General features: G+C 71.2%; 13 protein-coding genes and 1 tRNA gene. 6 read left to right on the top strand and 8 right to left on the bottom strand.

The annotated features are described in order from the left end of the window. The first annotated feature begins 35 nt into the window (after positions 1-35). From AB0O01_RS27850 to AB0O01_RS27835, 4 genes are all read left to right on the top strand, one after another. Complete coding sequence (locus AB0O01_RS27850) at positions 36-1,283, top strand: SLC13 family permease (protein ID WP_365317524.1); 1,248 nt, start codon at positions 36-38, stop codon at positions 1,281-1,283. 132 nt (positions 1,284-1,415) lie between these two features. Beyond that, positions 1,416-5,432 (top strand): ATP-dependent RNA helicase HrpA, encoded by a 4,017-nt coding sequence (gene hrpA / locus AB0O01_RS27845; protein ID WP_365317522.1) that lies wholly within the window; start codon positions 1,416-1,418, stop codon positions 5,430-5,432. A gap of 92 nt (positions 5,433-5,524) precedes the next feature. Continuing rightward, a tRNA-Asp gene (locus AB0O01_RS27840) sits at positions 5,525-5,599 on the top strand. Between the two features lie 137 nt (positions 5,600-5,736). Further along, entirely contained in the window at positions 5,737-6,024 is a 288-nt protein-coding gene (locus AB0O01_RS27835; protein ID WP_365317520.1) for a DUF6274 family protein, read from the top strand. Positions 6,025-6,420: 396 nt separating this feature from the next. Here the strand turns inward: AB0O01_RS27835 and bldC are convergent, their stop codons facing one another. Together bldC and AB0O01_RS27825 are read right to left on the bottom strand one after the other, a co-directional pair. Further along, positions 6,421-6,627, bottom strand: coding sequence for a developmental transcriptional regulator BldC (gene bldC, locus AB0O01_RS27830; protein ID WP_003949541.1), 207 nt, complete (start codon positions 6,625-6,627; stop codon positions 6,421-6,423). 531 nt (positions 6,628-7,158) lie between these two features. Then, positions 7,159-8,010 carry a hypothetical protein gene (locus AB0O01_RS27825; protein WP_365317519.1) on the bottom strand — a complete coding sequence of 284 codons (852 nt, stop codon included), beginning with the start codon at positions 8,008-8,010 and terminating at the stop codon, positions 7,159-7,161. Between the two features lie 220 nt (positions 8,011-8,230). Between AB0O01_RS27825 and AB0O01_RS27820 the strand changes: the two genes are divergently transcribed. Both AB0O01_RS27820 and AB0O01_RS27815 read left to right on the top strand, forming a co-directional pair. Further along, complete coding sequence (locus tag AB0O01_RS27820; protein ID WP_365317517.1) at positions 8,231-9,328, top strand: Glu/Leu/Phe/Val dehydrogenase dimerization domain-containing protein; 1,098 nt, start codon at positions 8,231-8,233, stop codon at positions 9,326-9,328. A gap of 283 nt (positions 9,329-9,611) precedes the next feature. Continuing rightward, positions 9,612-9,875: a DUF3073 domain-containing protein gene (locus AB0O01_RS27815; protein WP_355750170.1), complete on the top strand. Its 264-nt coding sequence runs from the start codon at positions 9,612-9,614 to the stop codon at positions 9,873-9,875. Positions 9,876-9,970: 95 nt separating this feature from the next. Here AB0O01_RS27815 and purM read toward each other — a convergent pair whose 3' ends face one another. The 6 genes from purM to AB0O01_RS27785 all read right to left on the bottom strand — a co-directional run bounded on the left by purM (position 9,971) and on the right by AB0O01_RS27785 (position 15,841). After that, a complete protein-coding gene (gene purM, locus AB0O01_RS27810) occupies positions 9,971-11,041 on the bottom strand; it encodes a phosphoribosylformylglycinamidine cyclo-ligase (protein ID WP_365317515.1) in 1,071 nt (356 codons plus the stop codon). Between the two features lie 34 nt (positions 11,042-11,075). Continuing rightward, the gene (gene purF, locus AB0O01_RS27805; RefSeq protein WP_365317513.1) at positions 11,076-12,605 is read right to left on the bottom strand and encodes an amidophosphoribosyltransferase; all 1,530 of its coding nucleotides are present in this window, start codon (positions 12,603-12,605) and stop codon (positions 11,076-11,078) included. 72 nt (positions 12,606-12,677) lie between these two features. Then, on the bottom strand, positions 12,678-13,472 hold the full coding sequence (locus AB0O01_RS27800; protein ID WP_365317511.1) for an META domain-containing protein: 795 nt from the start codon (positions 13,470-13,472) through the stop codon (positions 12,678-12,680). A 36-nt stretch (positions 13,473-13,508) separates the two neighbouring features. Further along, complete coding sequence (locus AB0O01_RS27795) at positions 13,509-14,327, bottom strand: sterol carrier family protein (RefSeq protein WP_365317509.1); 819 nt, start codon at positions 14,325-14,327, stop codon at positions 13,509-13,511. A 38-nt stretch (positions 14,328-14,365) separates the two neighbouring features. Beyond that, positions 14,366-15,271, bottom strand: a complete 906-nt coding sequence (locus AB0O01_RS27790; protein ID WP_365317508.1) for a M23 family metallopeptidase — start codon at positions 15,269-15,271, stop codon at positions 14,366-14,368. Positions 15,272-15,322: 51 nt separating this feature from the next. Continuing rightward, on the bottom strand, positions 15,323-15,841 hold the full coding sequence (locus AB0O01_RS27785) for a winged helix-turn-helix domain-containing protein (protein WP_365317507.1): 519 nt from the start codon (positions 15,839-15,841) through the stop codon (positions 15,323-15,325). Position 15,842: the final 1 nt, after the last annotated feature.

The following is a 15,842-nucleotide window of genomic DNA, read 5'->3' as shown; positions in this document are numbered from 1 at the left end:
CGTGTCCGCCCCGCGGGGGCGGGGATGATCGGCCCGTGCTGCTCACCGCTGTTTCCGTCGTCGCTCTCGTCCTCGTGCTGGTGTGTGCCGTGGTGCGGCCCTTCCGGTGGCCCGAGGCGGTGTTCGCCGTGCCGCTGGCCGGGGTGGTGGTCGGGGCCGGGGCCCTCTCGGTGGCGGACGTGGGCGACGAGGTCGCGCGGCTCGGACCGGTGGTGGGGTTTCTGGCCGCCGTACTGGTGCTGGCGAAGCTCTGTGCCGACGAGGGGCTCTTCCATGCCTGCGGGACCTGGATGGCCCGCTGGGCGCACCGGCGGCCCCGGCGGCTGCTGGGGGCCGTCTTCGGGCTCGCCTCGCTCATCACGGCCGCGCTGAGCCTGGACGCCACCGTCGTACTGCTGACGCCCGTGGTGTTCGCCACCGCCGCTCGGATGGGGGCGCGGCCGAAACCGCATGTCTATGCGAGTGCCCATCTGTCGAACACGGCCTCGCTGCTGCTGCCGGTGTCGAATCTGACCAATCTGCTGGCCTTTGCCGCGACCGGGCTGACCTTCACCCGGTTCGCGCTGCTGATGTTCCTGCCGTGGGTGGTCGCGATCGGGGTCGAGTACCTCGTCTTCCGGCGGTTCTTCGCCCGTGACCTGGATGCCCCGGCCACCCCCGTCGCGCCCGAGGAACCCGTCGAGGTGCCGCTGTTCGCACTGGTCACCGTCGGTGCCACCCTCGCCGGGTTCGCGCTGGCGTCCGGGCTCGGGATCGACCCCGCCTGGGCCGCGGCGGCCGGCGCCGCCGTCCTCGCCGTACGTGCCCTGGCCCGGCGGCGCACCACCCCGCTCGCCCTTCTGCGCGCGGCCGACCCGCTGTTCCTGGCGTTCGTGCTGGCGCTGGGGGTCGTCGTCCGGGCCGTCGTCGACAACGGGCTCGGCGACGCGCTGGACGGACTGCTGCCCGACGGCACCGCGCTGCCCGCCCTGCTCGCCACGGCCGCCGTCGCCGCGTTGCTCGCCAATCTGATCAACAACCTGCCCGCCGTGCTCGCCCTCGTCCCGCTGGCCGCGCCCTCCGGGCCGGGGGCCGTCCTCGCCGTGCTGCTCGGGGTGAACATCGGGCCCAACCTCACCTACGCCGGGTCCCTCGCCACCCTGCTCTGGCGGCGGATCGCCCACCGGCACGACCACGAGGTGGAGCTGAGGGAGTTCACCCTGCTGGGCCTGCTCACCGTGCCGGGCGCGCTGCTCGCGGCCACGGTCGCCCTGTGGCTCTCCCTGAGGGTCATCGGCACCTGACCCCCGGCACCGGACACCGGCACCGCGGTGACCTGCGCTCCTCCGCCGCCCCGCAGACACGGAAGGACACGAGACCCCCCGTTCAATAAGCGATAGCCACCGTTTTCCGGGAGGTGAGATCCTGGGACGCGTATGTCTACGCACCCTGCCTCCGCCCCCGGCGCCCCCGACCTCGGCGCCCTCGCCCCCCGTCTGGCCGCTCTGTCGCTGCGCGATGCGCACCGGCTGGGGCGGCGGCTCGAAGGTGCCCGCAGGATCCGCAAGCCGGAGGCGCGGGCCGCCGTGCTCGCCGAGATCGAGGCGGAGGTCGAGAAGGCCGAAGGCCGGATGGCCGAGCGCCAGGCCCGCCTCCCCGCGATCACCTACCCCGAGCAGCTCCCGGTCTCGCAGAAGAAGGACGAGATCGCCGACGCCATCCGCGACCACCAGGTCGTGATCGTCGCCGGTGAGACCGGGTCCGGGAAGACCACCCAGATCCCGAAGATCTGTATGGAGCTGGGGCGGGGCGTCCGCGGCATGATCGGGCACACCCAGCCCCGCCGGATCGCCGCCCGCACCGTCGCCGAGCGGGTCGCGGACGAGCTGGAGACGCCGCTCGGCGAGGCCGTCGGCTGGAAGGTGCGGTTCACCGACCAGGTGAGCCCCGACGCGACCTTCCTCAAGCTGATGACGGACGGCATCCTGCTCGCCGAGATCCAGACCGACCGCGAGCTGCGCGCCTACGACACGATCATCATCGACGAGGCCCACGAGCGGTCCCTGAACATCGACTTCCTGCTCGGGTATCTCGCCCAGTTGCTGCCCCGCCGACCCGACCTGAAGGTCGTCATCACCTCGGCGACCATCGACCCCGAGCGGTTCTCCCGGCACTTCGGCGACGCCCCGATCATCGAGGTCAGCGGGCGGACCTACCCGGTCGAGGTGCGCTACCGGCCGCTGCTCGAAGAGGACTCCGAGGACGCCGACCGCGATCAGATCACCGCAATCATCGACGCCGTGGAGGAGCTTCAGGGAGAAGGAAAAGGGGACATCCTGGTCTTTCTCTCCGGCGAGCGGGAGATCCGGGACACCGCCGACGCGCTGACCAAGAAGCAGTACCGGTTCACCGAGATCCTCCCCCTGTACGCCCGCCTCTCGCACGCCGAGCAGCACCGCGTCTTCCAGCCCCACACCGGCCGCAGGATCGTGCTGGCCACCAATGTGGCCGAGACCTCCCTCACCGTCCCGGGCATCAAGTACGTCATCGACCCCGGCTTCGCCCGGATCTCCCGCTACAGCCACCGCACCAAGGTCCAGCGGCTGCCCATCGAGGCGGTCTCGCAGGCCAGCGCCAACCAGCGCAAGGGCCGCTGCGGCCGTACCTCCGACGGCATCTGCATCCGGCTCTACGACGAGGACGACTTCCTCGCCCGCCCGGAGTTCACCGACGCCGAGATCCTGCGCACCAACCTCGCCTCCGTCATCCTCCAGATGACCGCGGCTGGCCTCGGCGACATCGAGAAGTTCCCCTTCATCGACCCGCCGGACCACCGCAACATCCGCGACGGTGTCCAGCTCCTCCAGGAGCTGGGCGCGATCGACCCGGCGGAGAAGGACGTCCGCAAACGGCTCACCGACACCGGGCGCAAGCTCGCCCAGTTGCCGGTGGACCCCCGGCTCGCGCGGATGGTGCTGGAGGCGGACCGCAACGGCTGTGTCCGCGAGGTGATGGTCATAGCCGCCGCGCTGTCCATCCAGGACCCGCGCGAGCGGCCCGCCGACAAACAGACCCAGGCCGATCAGCAGCACGCCCGCTTCCGCGACGAGACCAGCGACTTCCTCGCCTATCTCAACCTCTGGCGCTATCTGCGCGAGCAGCAGAAGGAGCGCGGCTCGTCCGCGTTCCGCCGGATGTGCAAGCAGGAGTATCTGAACTTCCTGCGGATCCGCGAGTGGCAGGACATCTACACCCAGTTGCGGACCGTCGCCAAGCAGATGGGCATCCACCTCAACGAGGACGACGCCCCCGGCGACCGCATCCATGTCTCCCTCCTCGCCGGCCTCCTCTCCCACATCGGGATGAAGGACGTGAAGGACTCCAAGGACGGCAAGGACGGCAGGGACTCCAAGGACACCGGGGGCGGGCGGCGGGACCGCGGGAGCAACGAGTACCTCGGCGCCCGCAACGCCAAGTTCGCGATCTTCCCCGGCTCGGCCCTCTTCAAGAAGCCCCCGCGGTTCGTGATGTCCGCCGAGCTGGTGGAGACCTCCCGGCTCTGGGCCCGTGTCAACGCGAAGATCGAGCCCGAGTGGGTCGAGCCCCTCGCCGGGCACCTCCTCAAGCGCACCTACAGCGAACCGCACTGGGAGAAGGACCAGGCCGCGGTGATGGCCTACGAGAAGGTCACGCTGTACGGCGTCCCGATCGTCGCCCAGCGCAAGGTGAACTACGGCCGGATCGACCCCGAGCTGTCCCGCGAGCTGTTCATCCGCAACGCCCTGGTCGAGGGCGACTGGCGCACCCACCACAAGTTCTACGCCGACAACCGCAGGCTGCTCACCGAGGTCGAGGAGCTGGAGCACCGCGCCCGGCGCCGGGACATCCTGGTGGACGACGACACCCTCTTCGACTTCTACGACCAGCGGGTGCCCGAGCATGTGGTCTCCGGCGCCCACTTCGACTCCTGGTGGAAGAGCAAGCGGCACGAGCAGCCCGATCACCTCGACTTCGAACGCGAGATGCTCATCCGGGAGTCGGCGGAGGCGGTCACCAAGGCCGACTATCCCGACGCCTGGCGCCAGGGGCAGCTCAAGTTCCGGGTGACCTACCAGTTCGAGCCCGGCGCGGACGCCGACGGGGTCACCGTCCATCTCCCGCTCCAGGTCCTCAACCAGGTCACGGACGAGGGCTTCGACTGGCAGATCCCGGGCCTGCGCGAGGAACTGGTCACCGAGCTGATCCGCTCCCTGCCCAAGCCGATCCGCCGCCACTACGTCCCGGCGCCGAACTTCGCCCGCCGCTTCCTGGACACCGCGGCCCCCTTGCAGGAGCCGCTGCCGGTGACGCTGGCGCGCGAGCTGAAGCGGATGGTCGGGGTGCCGGTGACCGCCGACGACTTCGACCTGTCCCGCATCCCCGAGCATCTGACGGTGACCTTCCGGATCGTCGACGAGCGGCGCCGCAAGGTCGCCGAGGACAAGGACCTGGAGGCGCTCCGGCTCCGGCTGCGGCCGAAGGCCCGCCAGGCGCTGTCCCAGGCCGCCGCGGCCACCGCGTCCCGGCAGGGCGGCGAGTCCCTGGAGCGCACCGGCCTCACCGACTGGTCGATCGGCACCCTCTCCCGGGTCTTCGAGACCCGCCGGGCCGGCCAGCCGGTGAAGGCGTACCCGGCGCTGGTGGACAACGGCGACACCGTCTCCGTACGCCTCTTCGACACCGGGGCCGAGCAGGCGGCGGCGATGTGGAAGGGCACCCGGCGGCTGATCCTGCGGAACATCCCGGTGAACCCGGCGAAGTTCGCCTCCGAGAAGCTCACCAACCCGCAGAAGCTCGCCCTCTCCGCCAACCCGCACGGCTCCGTCCAGGCCCTCTTCGACGACTGCGCGACGGCCGCCGCCGACCGCCTGATCGCCGACCTCGGCGGCCCGGCGTGGGACGAGGAGTCGTACCGGAAGCTGTACGAGAAGGTGCGCGCGGAGATCGTGGACACGACCGTGCGGGCGGTGGGCCAGACCCAGCAGGTGCTGGCCGCCTGGCAGGCCGCCGAGCGCCGGCTGAAGGGCATCCGCAGCCCCGCCCTGGTCGCCAATCTGGCGGACGTCAGGGCGCAACTGGACGCTCTGGTGAAGCCGGGCTTCGTGACGGCGACGGGACTGCGGCGGCTGCCGGACCTCGTCCGCTATCTGATCGCCGTGGACCGCCGCCTCCAGCAGATGGAGACCAATGTCCAGCGGGACACCGCCCGGATGGAGAAGGTCCAGGAGATGCGGGACGAGTACGCCTGGCTGCTGGAGCAACTGCCCCAGGGGCGGCCCGTCCCGGCCCCCGTCCTGGACATCCGCTGGATGATCGAGGAGCTGCGCGTCAGCTACTTCGCGCACGCGCTGGGCACGGCCTACCCGGTCTCGGACAAGCGGATCGTGAAGGCGATCGACGCGGCCGTTCCGTAACAGGGGCTGCACGCTGGGTGAGTTCGACCGGGGGCGCACCCTCCTGTACAGTCCTTCTCGCAGCGCAACGCACGCATCGCACTGCGAAACCAGGTCCTGTGGAGCAGTTTGGAGTGCTCGCCACCCTGTCAAGGTGGAGGCCGCGGGTTCAAATCCCGTCAGGACCGCACAGTTGAAAGGCCCGTACCCGGTCAGGGTGCGGGCCTTCCTCATGTACGCACCTCCTTGACGCCCCCGCCCTCTCTGGGTACCCAGAGAGCAAGGGCCGCTCTCCCGGGCCCCTCGCGGAGCGTGGAGGTGGCGTATGGCGGCGTCGGTCAGGCACGAGACACGGGCGCTGCTCCGCGCGCATCTGTCGGCCGCCTCGTCGTACCGCCATCTGACCCGCCACTGCCCCATCTGCCACCGGCTGCTGCGGCTGGCGATGGACAGCCCGCCGACGGCCGACGGAGGACCCGGCAGAGGGCCCGGCGGAGGACCGGACGGAACTCCCCGCGCGGAGCCCGGCGGTGAGCCGCCCGAGGGCGCCGGGGACAGACCCCCCTCGGCCCCCCTGACCGACCGCACGGAACACACAGCTCCACTAGCGTAGATAAGCCAGCGGCAACAAGCACCCTGGCATGTGACGGTAGTCACCGGTGGAGTTTCCGAAACGGTGGGGCTTACCATCCCCCTACAACTGGTCAATTTAATATGTGCAATTGCACCCTGCTGTGCGGGGTTGCGAGGGCACTTCCGGGGCCGTTCCCACAGCCCTCCCCAGACTTCGACAAGGCCGCCCACAGGGCGGCCGGCACCCCGCCGCCGGGGCACAAAAAAGATCGCGCTGGACCCGGCGGAGTCCAGCGCGATCTACGACGCACCCTGTTCAGTTGCTGTGCAGTGGGCGGGCGAGGGTTCTGTTGGGGCAGTTCCCGCGTCGCTTGGAGCTGAGGTTCGGGCGTTGCGGCGGGTTGGGGGACCTACCGAGCTGCCCTGATGGAGTTGTTCAGGCTTCGCTGCGCTGCTGGGGGATGCCCGCGAGCAGTGCACGGACCTCCGCCTCGCGGTAGCGGCGGTGCCCGCCGAGCGTACGGATGGACGTGAGCTTTCCGGCTTTCGCCCACCGCGTGACCGTCTTCGGGTCTACGCGGAACATCGTGGCGACCTCAGCCGGGGTCAGCAGCGGCTCGGCATCAGGGGTGCGAGCGGTCATGAGCGGCCTCCTCGGAGAACCGGTTCTCGGTTCTTTCCTCTAAATTCTGCACCTTGACCCGCGTTGCCCGAAATGGCGGACGCGGGTCGAGTCGGTTATAGGACGAACGGCTTGTCCTCGGCACTACAACTACACCATCTGTCCAGCCGCGTCGGCCAAACCGATGGAATTGCCCTCCCAGGTGTTCATCAGCGACGGAAGCCGATGGACCATGCCATAGCGGACAGTCACGCCTCTGTGACGATCAGTCACAGGGCGATCAGGAGTCACGAGACATCACGAGACATCATGAGACCCCCCAAAGCGTGCAATGCTAAGACAGAGCCCTCCCCGGGCTCCTTGTCCTATTTTGGCATGAGGAGGGGCACCGGAGGCAAGAGCCAGGTACGTGCGGTCTGTCACGCTTGACACAAAAGCCCGGATCGGGACCTACGTCCTGTCAACTCCGGGATGTGCGGTAGACCGTACGCGGTATCCGATCTCAAAAGGCCGTGACGTGCATCACACCTTGCGGGGTGACCCGATGGGGCGTCAGTTCGCCGAGCGCAGATCGCGGACCGAGCGCCAGCGCTCCACCAGCCGCGTGTACGCCTCGGCCGCCCCCTCGCCGTCCCCCTGGCGCAGCGCCTCGATGCCCTCGGCCACATCCGCCGCCGAGTGGTCGTCCGCCAGCTCGCCGGCCGGCAGGGCGTGCACCAGCCCGCCGTAGTCCAGCTCCACCAGCGAGCGCGGATGGAACTCCTCCAGCCAGCGCCCGACCTCCAGCAGCCCCTCGACCAGCGGCCCCTCGTCCACCGCCGACCGCAGAGTGCGCAGCGCGCGGGCCACCCGGCGGCGGGCCTGCACCATCGGGGTGCGGTAGCGCAGCACCGGCGCCCGCCCGCTCCCCTCCCCGGCCGCCTCCGCGTACTCCCGCTCGGCGTCGGAGACCAGCACGAACCAGTTCAGCGGCACCTGCCAGGTCGCCGTACGGATCCACGGCCGGGCGTCCGGGTGGCCGGCCAGCCAGCGTTCGTAGTCCTGGGCCGCCTGGTGGCGCACCAGCGGCGGCAGCAGCGCGTCCAGCACCGGCCCCGGGAACTCCTCCGCCAGCTCCCCGAGCGCCTGCCAGCCGCGCAGCCGGGTGCGCCAGGGGCAGACATGGACCACCCCGTCGCTCTCCAGCACAAAGGCGTCCGGGCTCTCGTGCACCGGCACCGGGACCGGCGGGACGGGCAGCAAGTCGGCCAGCGAGCGGCGCAGTTCGTCCTGGTACGTGGGCCGGTCGGGGCGGCGGGCGTAGCGCGCCCAGTGACCGCGCTCGGGCTCCGGGAAGGCGGCCAGCGGCTCGTACACCCGCAGGTACGCCGCGTACGGGACGATCACCGAGGACACCTTGGGCACGCCTGCTCCCTCCCCCGCGCGCTGCTGGGGAAACCTGCGGGACCCGCGCGCGAACGGCACGAACGGCACGGGGAAACTATCCGCATCGTCGCACGGACCCACCCCCTCGGCGGGTGATCCCGTGCACAGCGCGGTCATCCGGCCACCGGGGATCTAAGGTCTTCCCATACGGCCCACCGGCCGTGCCAGCCCGCCGCTACTTGCCTCAGGAGTCACCACAGTGACCGACGTGACCGGCGCACCCACCGATGTTCTGCACACCCTGTTCCACTCGGACCAGGGGGGCCATGAGCAGGTCGTCCTCTGCCAGGACCGGGCCAGCGGCCTCAAGGCCGTGATCGCCCTCCACTCCACCGCGCTGGGCCCCGCCCTCGGCGGGACGCGCTTCTACCCCTACGCCGACGAGCGCGAGGCCGTCGCCGACGCTCTCAACCTCGCCCGCGGGATGTCCTACAAGAACGCCATGGCCGGGCTCGACCACGGCGGCGGCAAGGCCGTGATCATCGGAGACCCCGACACGATCAAGACCGAGGCGCTGCTGCTCGCGTACGGCCGCTTCGTCGCCTCCCTCGGCGGCCGGTACGTCACCGCCTGCGATGTCGGGACGTATGTCGCCGACATGGACGTCGTCGCCCGCGAGTGCCGCTGGACGACCGGGCGTTCACCGGAGAACGGCGGCGCCGGGGACTCCTCCGTCCTCACCGCCTTCGGCGTCTACCAGGGCATGCGGGCCAGCGCCCAGCACCTGTGGGGCGACCCCACCCTGCGCGGCAGGCGGATCGGGATCGCCGGGGTCGGCAAGGTCGGCCACCATCTGGTGGAACACCTGGCCGCCGAGGGCGCCGAGATCCACGTCACCGATGTACGCGCCGACGCCGTGCGCCGGATCACCGACCGGTACCCGGGTGTCCGGGCCGTCGCCTCCACCGAGGAGCTGATCCGGGTCGAGGGCCTGGACGTCTACGCCCCCTGCGCGCTCGGCGGTGCCCTCGACGACGACACCGTCCCGGCGCTGACCGCCCGGGTGGTGTGCGGCGCGGCCAACAACCAGCTCGCCCACCCCGGCGTCGAGAAGGACCTCGCCGACCGCGGGATCCTCTACGCCCCGGACTACGTGGTGAACGCGGGCGGGGTCATCCAGGTGGCCGACGAACTGCACGGCTTCGACTTCGAGCGCTGCCGCGCCCAGGCCGCGAAGATCTACGACACCACTCTCGCGATCTTCGCACGTGCAAAGTCGGACGGGGTGCCGCCCGCCGCCGCGGCCGACCGGATCGCCGAGCAGCGGATGCACGAGGCCGCCGCCGCCCGGCGCTGAGCCCCCCGTCCGGTACCCGCCGGCGGGCCGGTGGAGAGAACTCTCACTCCGACCGGCGGGTCGTCCGCCGATAAGTGGTTAAAATCGCCACTGACCAGCGAGGACAGGGCGCCTCAACGGTGGTGGGCACACGCCCTTCCTGCGGGCGACGTACCGTATGGGCGTGGGCTCAGGTACCGTGGAAGCCCTACGGACCGGTCTCTCTGCGGAGAGCCCGTTCCGGATCATGAACGCGTGTCAAGACTCTGGGGCCGTCGAGCCCCGTCGTTGAGGGGGTCGAGCCATGGGGCGCGGCCGGGCCAAGGCCAAGCAGACGAAGGTCGCCCGCCAGCTGAAGTACAACAGCGGTGGGACTGATCTCTCACGCCTGGCTGAGGAGCTGGGCGCATCTCCGTCGAATCCGCCGCCGCCGAGCACCAACGGCGGCGAACAGTTCGAGGACGATGAGCACGGCGACGACCTGTATTCGCGGTACGCCGACCTCTATGAGGACGACGACGAGGACGACGAGGACGGCCAGTCCTCGCAACACCGTCGCGGCGCCTGACGCTTGCAGTGCGGCTTAGCCGCTCCTTCCCGGCCCGGTGGCCAGCACCGGGCCGGGATTTCTGCTGCCCTCGGGCATCTCGCCCATCGGTCCCGTCAGGCGTAGTCGCCGACCATCGTCGCGCCCGTCGGCTCGTCGGTGCGCTCGGTGATCTCGCCGGCCAGCCATGCCTCCACCCCGCGGTCCGCGAGGGTCGCGAGGGCCACATCGGCCGACTCCCCGGGGACGACGGCGATCATGCCGACACCCATGTTCAGGGTCTTCTCCAGCTCCAGGCGCTCGACTGAGCCGGTCCGGGCGACCAGGTCGAAGATCGGGCCCGGGGTCCAGGTGGAGCGGTCGACGGTGGCGTGCAGGCCGTCCGGGATCACCCGGGCGAGGTTGGCCGCGAGGCCGCCGCCGGTGATGTGCGAGTAGGCGTGGACGTCCGTGGTGCGGGTCAGGGCGAGGCAGTCCAGGGAGTAGATCCTGGTGGGCTCCAGCAGCTCCGCGCCGAGCGCCCGGCCCAGCTCGGGGATCTCGGCCTCCAGGTCCAGCCCGGCCCGGTCCAGCAGGACATGGCGGACCAGGGAGTATCCGTTGGAGTGAAGGCCCGAGGAGGCCATCGCGATCACCGCGTCACCCGTACGGATACGATCCGCGCCGAGCAGGCGGTCGGCCTCCACCACGCCCGTACCGGCGCCGGCCACGTCGAAGTCGTCCTCGCCCAGCAGGCCCGGGTGCTCGGCCGTCTCGCCGCCGATCAGGGCGCAGCCGGCCAGGACACAGCCTTCCGCGATGCCCTTGACGATGGCGGCGACCCGCTCGGGATGGACCTTGCCGACGCAGATGTAGTCGGTCATGAACAGCGGCTCGGCGCCGCACACCACGATGTCGTCCATGACCATGGCGACCAGGTCGTGGCCGATGGTGTCGTACACACCGAGGCGGCGGGCGATGTCGACCTTGGTGCCGACGCCGTCGGTGGCGGAGGCGAGCAGGGGGCGCTCGTAGTGCTTGAGGGCGGAGGCGTCGAAGAGGCCGGCGAAGCCGCCGAGGCCGCCGAGGACCTCGGGGCGCTGGGTCTTCCGCACCCACTCCTTCATCAGCTCTACGGCGCGGTCGCCCGCCTCGATGTCGACGCCGGCCGCCGCATAGGAAGCACCGGCAGGGCTTGTCTCAGACATGGCCTGGGATCTTTCGGGTTGGTTTCTACGAGGCTTACGGGCGACGGATCGCGTCGGCCGCGGCCGTGGCTGCCGGACCGGCGGCCAGCTCGGTCTCCAGCAACTGCTTGCCGAGCAGCTCCGGGTCGGGCAGTTCCATCGGGTACTCACCGTCGAAGCAGGCGCGGCACAGGTCCGGCTTGGCGATGGTGGTCGCCTCGATCATGCCGTCGAGGGAGATGTAGGCCAGGGAGTCGGCGCCGAGCGAGGTGCCGATCTCGTCGATGGTCATGCCGTTGGCGATCAGCTCGGCGCGGGTGGCGAAGTCGATGCCGAAGAAGCAGGGCCACTTCACCGGGGGCGAGGAGATCCGGATGTGGACCTCGGCGGCGCCCGCCTCGCGGAGCATCCGGACCAGGGCCCGCTGGGTGTTGCCGCGCACGATGGAGTCGTCGACGACGACCAGGCGCTGGCCCTTGATGACTTCCTTCAGCGGGTTCAGCTTCAGCCGGATCCCGAGCTGGCGGATGGTCTGGGAGGGCTGGATGAACGTCCGCCCGACGTAGGCGTTCTTCACCAGGCCGTTGCCGAAGGGGATGCCGGAGGCTTCCGCGTAGCCGATCGCGGCCGGGGTGCCGGACTCCGGGGTCGCTATGACGAGGTCGGCCTCGACGGGGGCCTCCTTCGCCAGTCTGCGGCCCATCTCGACCCGGGAGAGATAGACGTTCCGCCCGGCGATGTCGGTGTCGGGGCGGGCCAGATAGACGTACTCGAAGACACAGCCCTTGGGCTTCGCTTCTGCGAAGCGGGAGGTGCGCAGGCCGTTCTCGTCGATGGCGACGAACTCGCCGGGCTCGATCTCGCGGACATAGCTGGCGCCGCAGATGTCCAGGGCGGCGGACTCGGAGGCGACCACCCAGCCGCGCTCCAGGCGGCCGAGGACCAGGGGGCGGATGCCCTGCGGGTCGCGGGCCGCGTAGAGGGTGTTCTCGTCCATGAAGACGAGGGAGAAGGCGCCGCGGACCTTCGGGAGGACCGAGTGGGCGGCCTCCTCGATGGTCAGCGGGCGGCCGTCGGTGTCGGCCTGGGCCGCGAGCAGCGCGGTCAGCAGGTCGGTGTCGTTGGTGGCCGCGACGCGCGGGACCCGGCCGCCCTCCTGCTTGGGCAGATCGGCGACCATCTCGGCGAGCTGGGCGGTATTGACCAGATTGCCGTTGTGCCCGAGGGCGATGGAGCCGTGGGCGGTGGCCCGGAACGTCGGCTGGGCGTTCTCCCAGACGGAGGCGCCGGTGGTCGAGTAGCGGGCGTGACCGACCGCGATATGACCCTGGAGCGAACCGAGCGAGGTCTCGTCGAAGACCTGGGAGACCAGGCCCATGTCCTTGAAGACGAGGATCTGGGAGCCGTTGCTGACCGCGATTCCCGCGGATTCCTGGCCCCGATGCTGGAGGGCGTAGAGCCCGAAGTAAGTGAGCTTGGCGACCTCTTCGCCCGGAGCCCAGACGCCGAAGACGCCGCAAGCGTCCTGGGGGCCTTTCTCACCGGGGAGCAGATCATGGCTGAGTCGACCGTCACCACGTGGCACGGCACCGAGTGTAGGCGAGATCGACCACTGGTCCGAATTGGGGAACGGCAAAAACCTTCGCGATGCAAACGATCACTGCTCGGCGACCGCGGTCACGGTCTCGCCGTTCTCGCTGGTCAGGGTGAGCGTGCGGTGGTCGAGGCGGTAGTCGACGGTGGAGTCGAAGAGACGCAGGAGCGACTTCTCGGTGTCCATGAGTGAGGCGTCGCACATCATTCGGGTCGTCGCCGCGACGCCGAGAGTGAGGGTGCCATCGCCGGCTGTCGCTTCGGCGTTCACCTGGTTGCAGCCGAGGTTTCCGCTGACGGTCCCGGCCTGCTCGTCGAAGGTGAGGTGGGGTGCGGCGGCGTCCGGGAGGGAGCTGCTGGTGCCGTCCGGGGCGGTGGCACCGAGTGCCGTGACGGTCCACTTGGTGCCGTACAGCTCCGCCGGTGGCTCCTTGGTGAGGGCGACGGTGTCGCCGGAGGCGGTGGTGAGGGTGAGGCGGTCGCCGTCGAGGGCGGTGGTGAGGGCGCCGGAGGCGAGGGCGGTGGCGAGGCGCTCCTCGAAGTCCATCGCCTCGCAGGCCATGTCGGTGCGGGTGGCGTCGCCGAGGGTGAGGCGGTCGCCGTCGAGTTCGGCCGGGGCGCTGAAGCCGTTGCAGCCGAAGTTGCCCTCGGCGGTGCCGTCGGCGGTGACGGTGACATGGGCGCCGGTGGGGGCGTCCTGGGTGGTGCCGTCGACGGTGACGCTGTCGACGTTCCAGTGGACGCCGGTGAGGGGTGGGGGGTCGGCGACGGAGGCGGAGCCTGTCTTCTCGGTGCCGCAGGCGGCGGCCAGGGGGAGGAGGAGGGCGGTGAGGGTCAGTCGCTGGGTTTTCGTGTTCATGCCGATTCGACGGAGCGGGCCAGGGGCCGGTTCCGGTCAGCCGAGCAGGGGGAGCAGTGCGGAGAGGTCCGAGCGTTCGCCGCTGGCGCTCACCTTGGCCTCCTCGACGGCGTCCGCCCAGCTCAGCCGCCCTGCGGCCAGCCGGACCCAGGTCAGCGGATCGGTCTCCACGACATTCGGGGGCGTCCCCCGGGTGTGCCGGGGACCGGCCACGCACTGCACGACGGCGAACGGCGGGACCCGTACCTCGGTGGCACCGCCGGGGGCCTTCGCGGCGAGGGTGTCGGCCAGCAGCCGGGTGCAGGCGGCCAGCGCCTGGCGGTCGTAGGGGATGTCCAGGCCGGGGACGGCGGCGTTGAGGTCGTCGGTGTGGACGACGAGTTCGACGGTGCGGGTGACCAGGAAGCCGGTGAGGGTCATCGTTCCGACCCGCATCTCGATCAGCCGGGTGGCGGGGGCGGCGTCGAGACGGTCGGTCAGCTCCCGCTCGGTGGCGGCGTAGAGGGCGTCGAGGTCTTCGGGGCCGGGGTGGGCGGCGGCGAGGCGGCGGGCGGCGTCGGCGACGTCCTCGGGGTGGAGGCCGGTGGCGGCGGCGTAGTCGAGGGGGGAGAAGCCGGCCCGGTCGGGTTCGGGGCGGTCCAGGGCGCGGGGGACGGCGGTGACGGTCAGCGCGAGGTGCGCGGCCAGGTCGCGGACGGTCCAGTCGCCGAGGCGGGTGGGGCGGGCGAGCCGGGTGTCGTCGAGGCCCCGCAGGGCGTCGCGGACATTGCGGAACTGGGCGGAGACGGCGGCGCGGGTCCGGGCGTGGTCGTAGGCGCGGGGGCGCTTTCGGGCGGGGGGCGTGGCGGCGGGCATGGCGGGAGCCTATGCGGGGGTGGGTGGCCGGTGCGGGGTCATTTGGGGGTGGGGCAGGGGGTGGGGGCGGAGGTCGGGGCCGGGGTCGAGGTCGGGGCGGGGGTCGAGGGGGTTCGGTCCTCGGGGGTTTCGAAGGTCTCCCGGTTGCGTGGGACGCCGACGCCCCGCCAGTGGAACGGGATGCCCCGGGCGGCGACCGGGTCCGGGCCGTCCATGAGCTGGAAGTGGAGGTGGGGTTCGGTGGAGTTGCCGGAGTTGCCGCAGTGGGCGACGAGCTGGCCGGGGTGCACCCGGTCGCCCTCGCGGACGGCGAGCGAACCCTGACGGAGGTGGGCGTACAGGGCGTAGCGGCCCTCGCCGAGGTCCAGGACCAGATGGTTGCCGAGGATGCGGTGGACGCCGCCGATCAGTTCGCGGACCGTGCCCTCCAGGATCATCAGATAGAGCAGCGCGGGCAGGGAGTTGCGGCTGAGGTGGTCGCGCTGGCCGTCGCTCGCGTGCACCACGGTGGCCTCGGCGACGGCGACCAGCGGCGCGCCGAACGCGGGGAAGTCGGCGTTGCGCCGGGCCAGGGGCCACAGCGCGCGGAAGCCGGGCCGCGTCCGGTCGGCACCCTCGGGCTCGGCGACGATGTCGATGGCGTAGGTCTGGGCGTAGGAGTGCGTGCCGTGGCTGGGGGTGCGGTCGGCCGGGCTGTTCAGGGCGGACCAGCGGCCGGTGACGGGCGGGCCGACCTCGAAGGGCTCGGGGGCGACGCGCTCGCTGTCGGGGGCGCCGCCCCAGCGGTTGCCGACGATGACGGCGGCGTAGGCCAGGACCAGCGGGAGCAGGGTCACCCACCAGGGCGTGGGCAGCTCGTCCAGGGCCACATCGACGATCACCAGGGCGACGAAGAGCAGGAGCAGCGCGCGGAAGGCGGTCATGGTGAGTTTGCGGGCGGTCATCCGGACCTCCTCGGGGTCGGGCCGTAGTGCAGGGATGGCGTGAGTCGTGGTTCAGGGGTGGGTCGTGGCCAGGGCGACCAGGAGCGGGACCACCCGGCCCGGCGGTACCTCGTGGCGGCCCCGGCCGGTGCTGTGCAGCCAGCCGGCGGCGGAGAGCTGGCGCAGATGGTGGTAGATCTGGCCGGTGGTGCCGACGCCGTCCAGCTCGGCGAGTTCGGCGGCGGTGCGACGACCGCCGATGATCTCGCGCAGCAGCCGGAGCCGGACGGGGTGGCCGAGGGCCGCGAAGGCGTCGGCGGCCTCGGCCCAGTCACCGTCCAGCACGCTCGCGGTCACCGCGCCGCGCTGCCACTCGTAGTACTCCCCGGCCGGCAGCCGTACCGCGCCGGTGAACAGCACCCCTCCGTCCGCCGCCCCCAGCTCGGCGAGCTGCGCCTTGAGCCCTTCCAGCGCCCAGAAGTCGCCCTCGGCGGGGCGGGGGGCGGGCTGGTCCCGGGCGGCGGCTTCGAGGGCGTCGAGCCGGTGTTCGAGGGCGGCGACGCGGTGTTCGAGGGAGGGGTCGGGGGGCATG

It is taken from the genome of Streptomyces sp. NPDC093252 (genome assembly GCF_040683675.1).
GTDB lineage: Bacteria > Actinomycetota > Actinomycetes > Streptomycetales > Streptomycetaceae > Streptomyces.
Note: the sequence above shows the minus strand (reverse complement) of the source record. Positions and strands in the feature narration are given on the sequence as shown.

Coding starts and splice junctions, on each gene's coding strand:
- AB0O01_RS27815 (WP_355750170.1), top strand. CDS start 9,612: ATGGGGCGCGGCCGGGCCAAGGCCAAGCAGACGAAGGTCGCCCGCCAG.
- AB0O01_RS27795 (WP_365317509.1), bottom strand. CDS start 14,327: ATGCCCGCCGCCACGCCCCCCGCCCGAAAGCGCCCCCGCGCCTACGAC.
- purM (WP_365317515.1), bottom strand. CDS start 11,041: ATGTCTGAGACAAGCCCTGCCGGTGCTTCCTATGCGGCGGCCGGCGTC.
- hrpA (WP_365317522.1), top strand. CDS start 1,416: ATGTCTACGCACCCTGCCTCCGCCCCCGGCGCCCCCGACCTCGGCGCC.
- AB0O01_RS27790 (WP_365317508.1), bottom strand. CDS start 15,271: ATGACCGCCCGCAAACTCACCATGACCGCCTTCCGCGCGCTGCTCCTG.
- bldC (WP_003949541.1), bottom strand. CDS start 6,627: ATGACCGCTCGCACCCCTGATGCCGAGCCGCTGCTGACCCCGGCTGAG.
- AB0O01_RS27785 (WP_365317507.1), bottom strand. CDS start 15,841: ATGCCCCCCGACCCCTCCCTCGAACACCGCGTCGCCGCCCTCGAACAC.
- AB0O01_RS27835 (WP_365317520.1), top strand. CDS start 5,737: ATGGCGGCGTCGGTCAGGCACGAGACACGGGCGCTGCTCCGCGCGCAT.
- AB0O01_RS27800 (WP_365317511.1), bottom strand. CDS start 13,472: ATGAACACGAAAACCCAGCGACTGACCCTCACCGCCCTCCTCCTCCCC.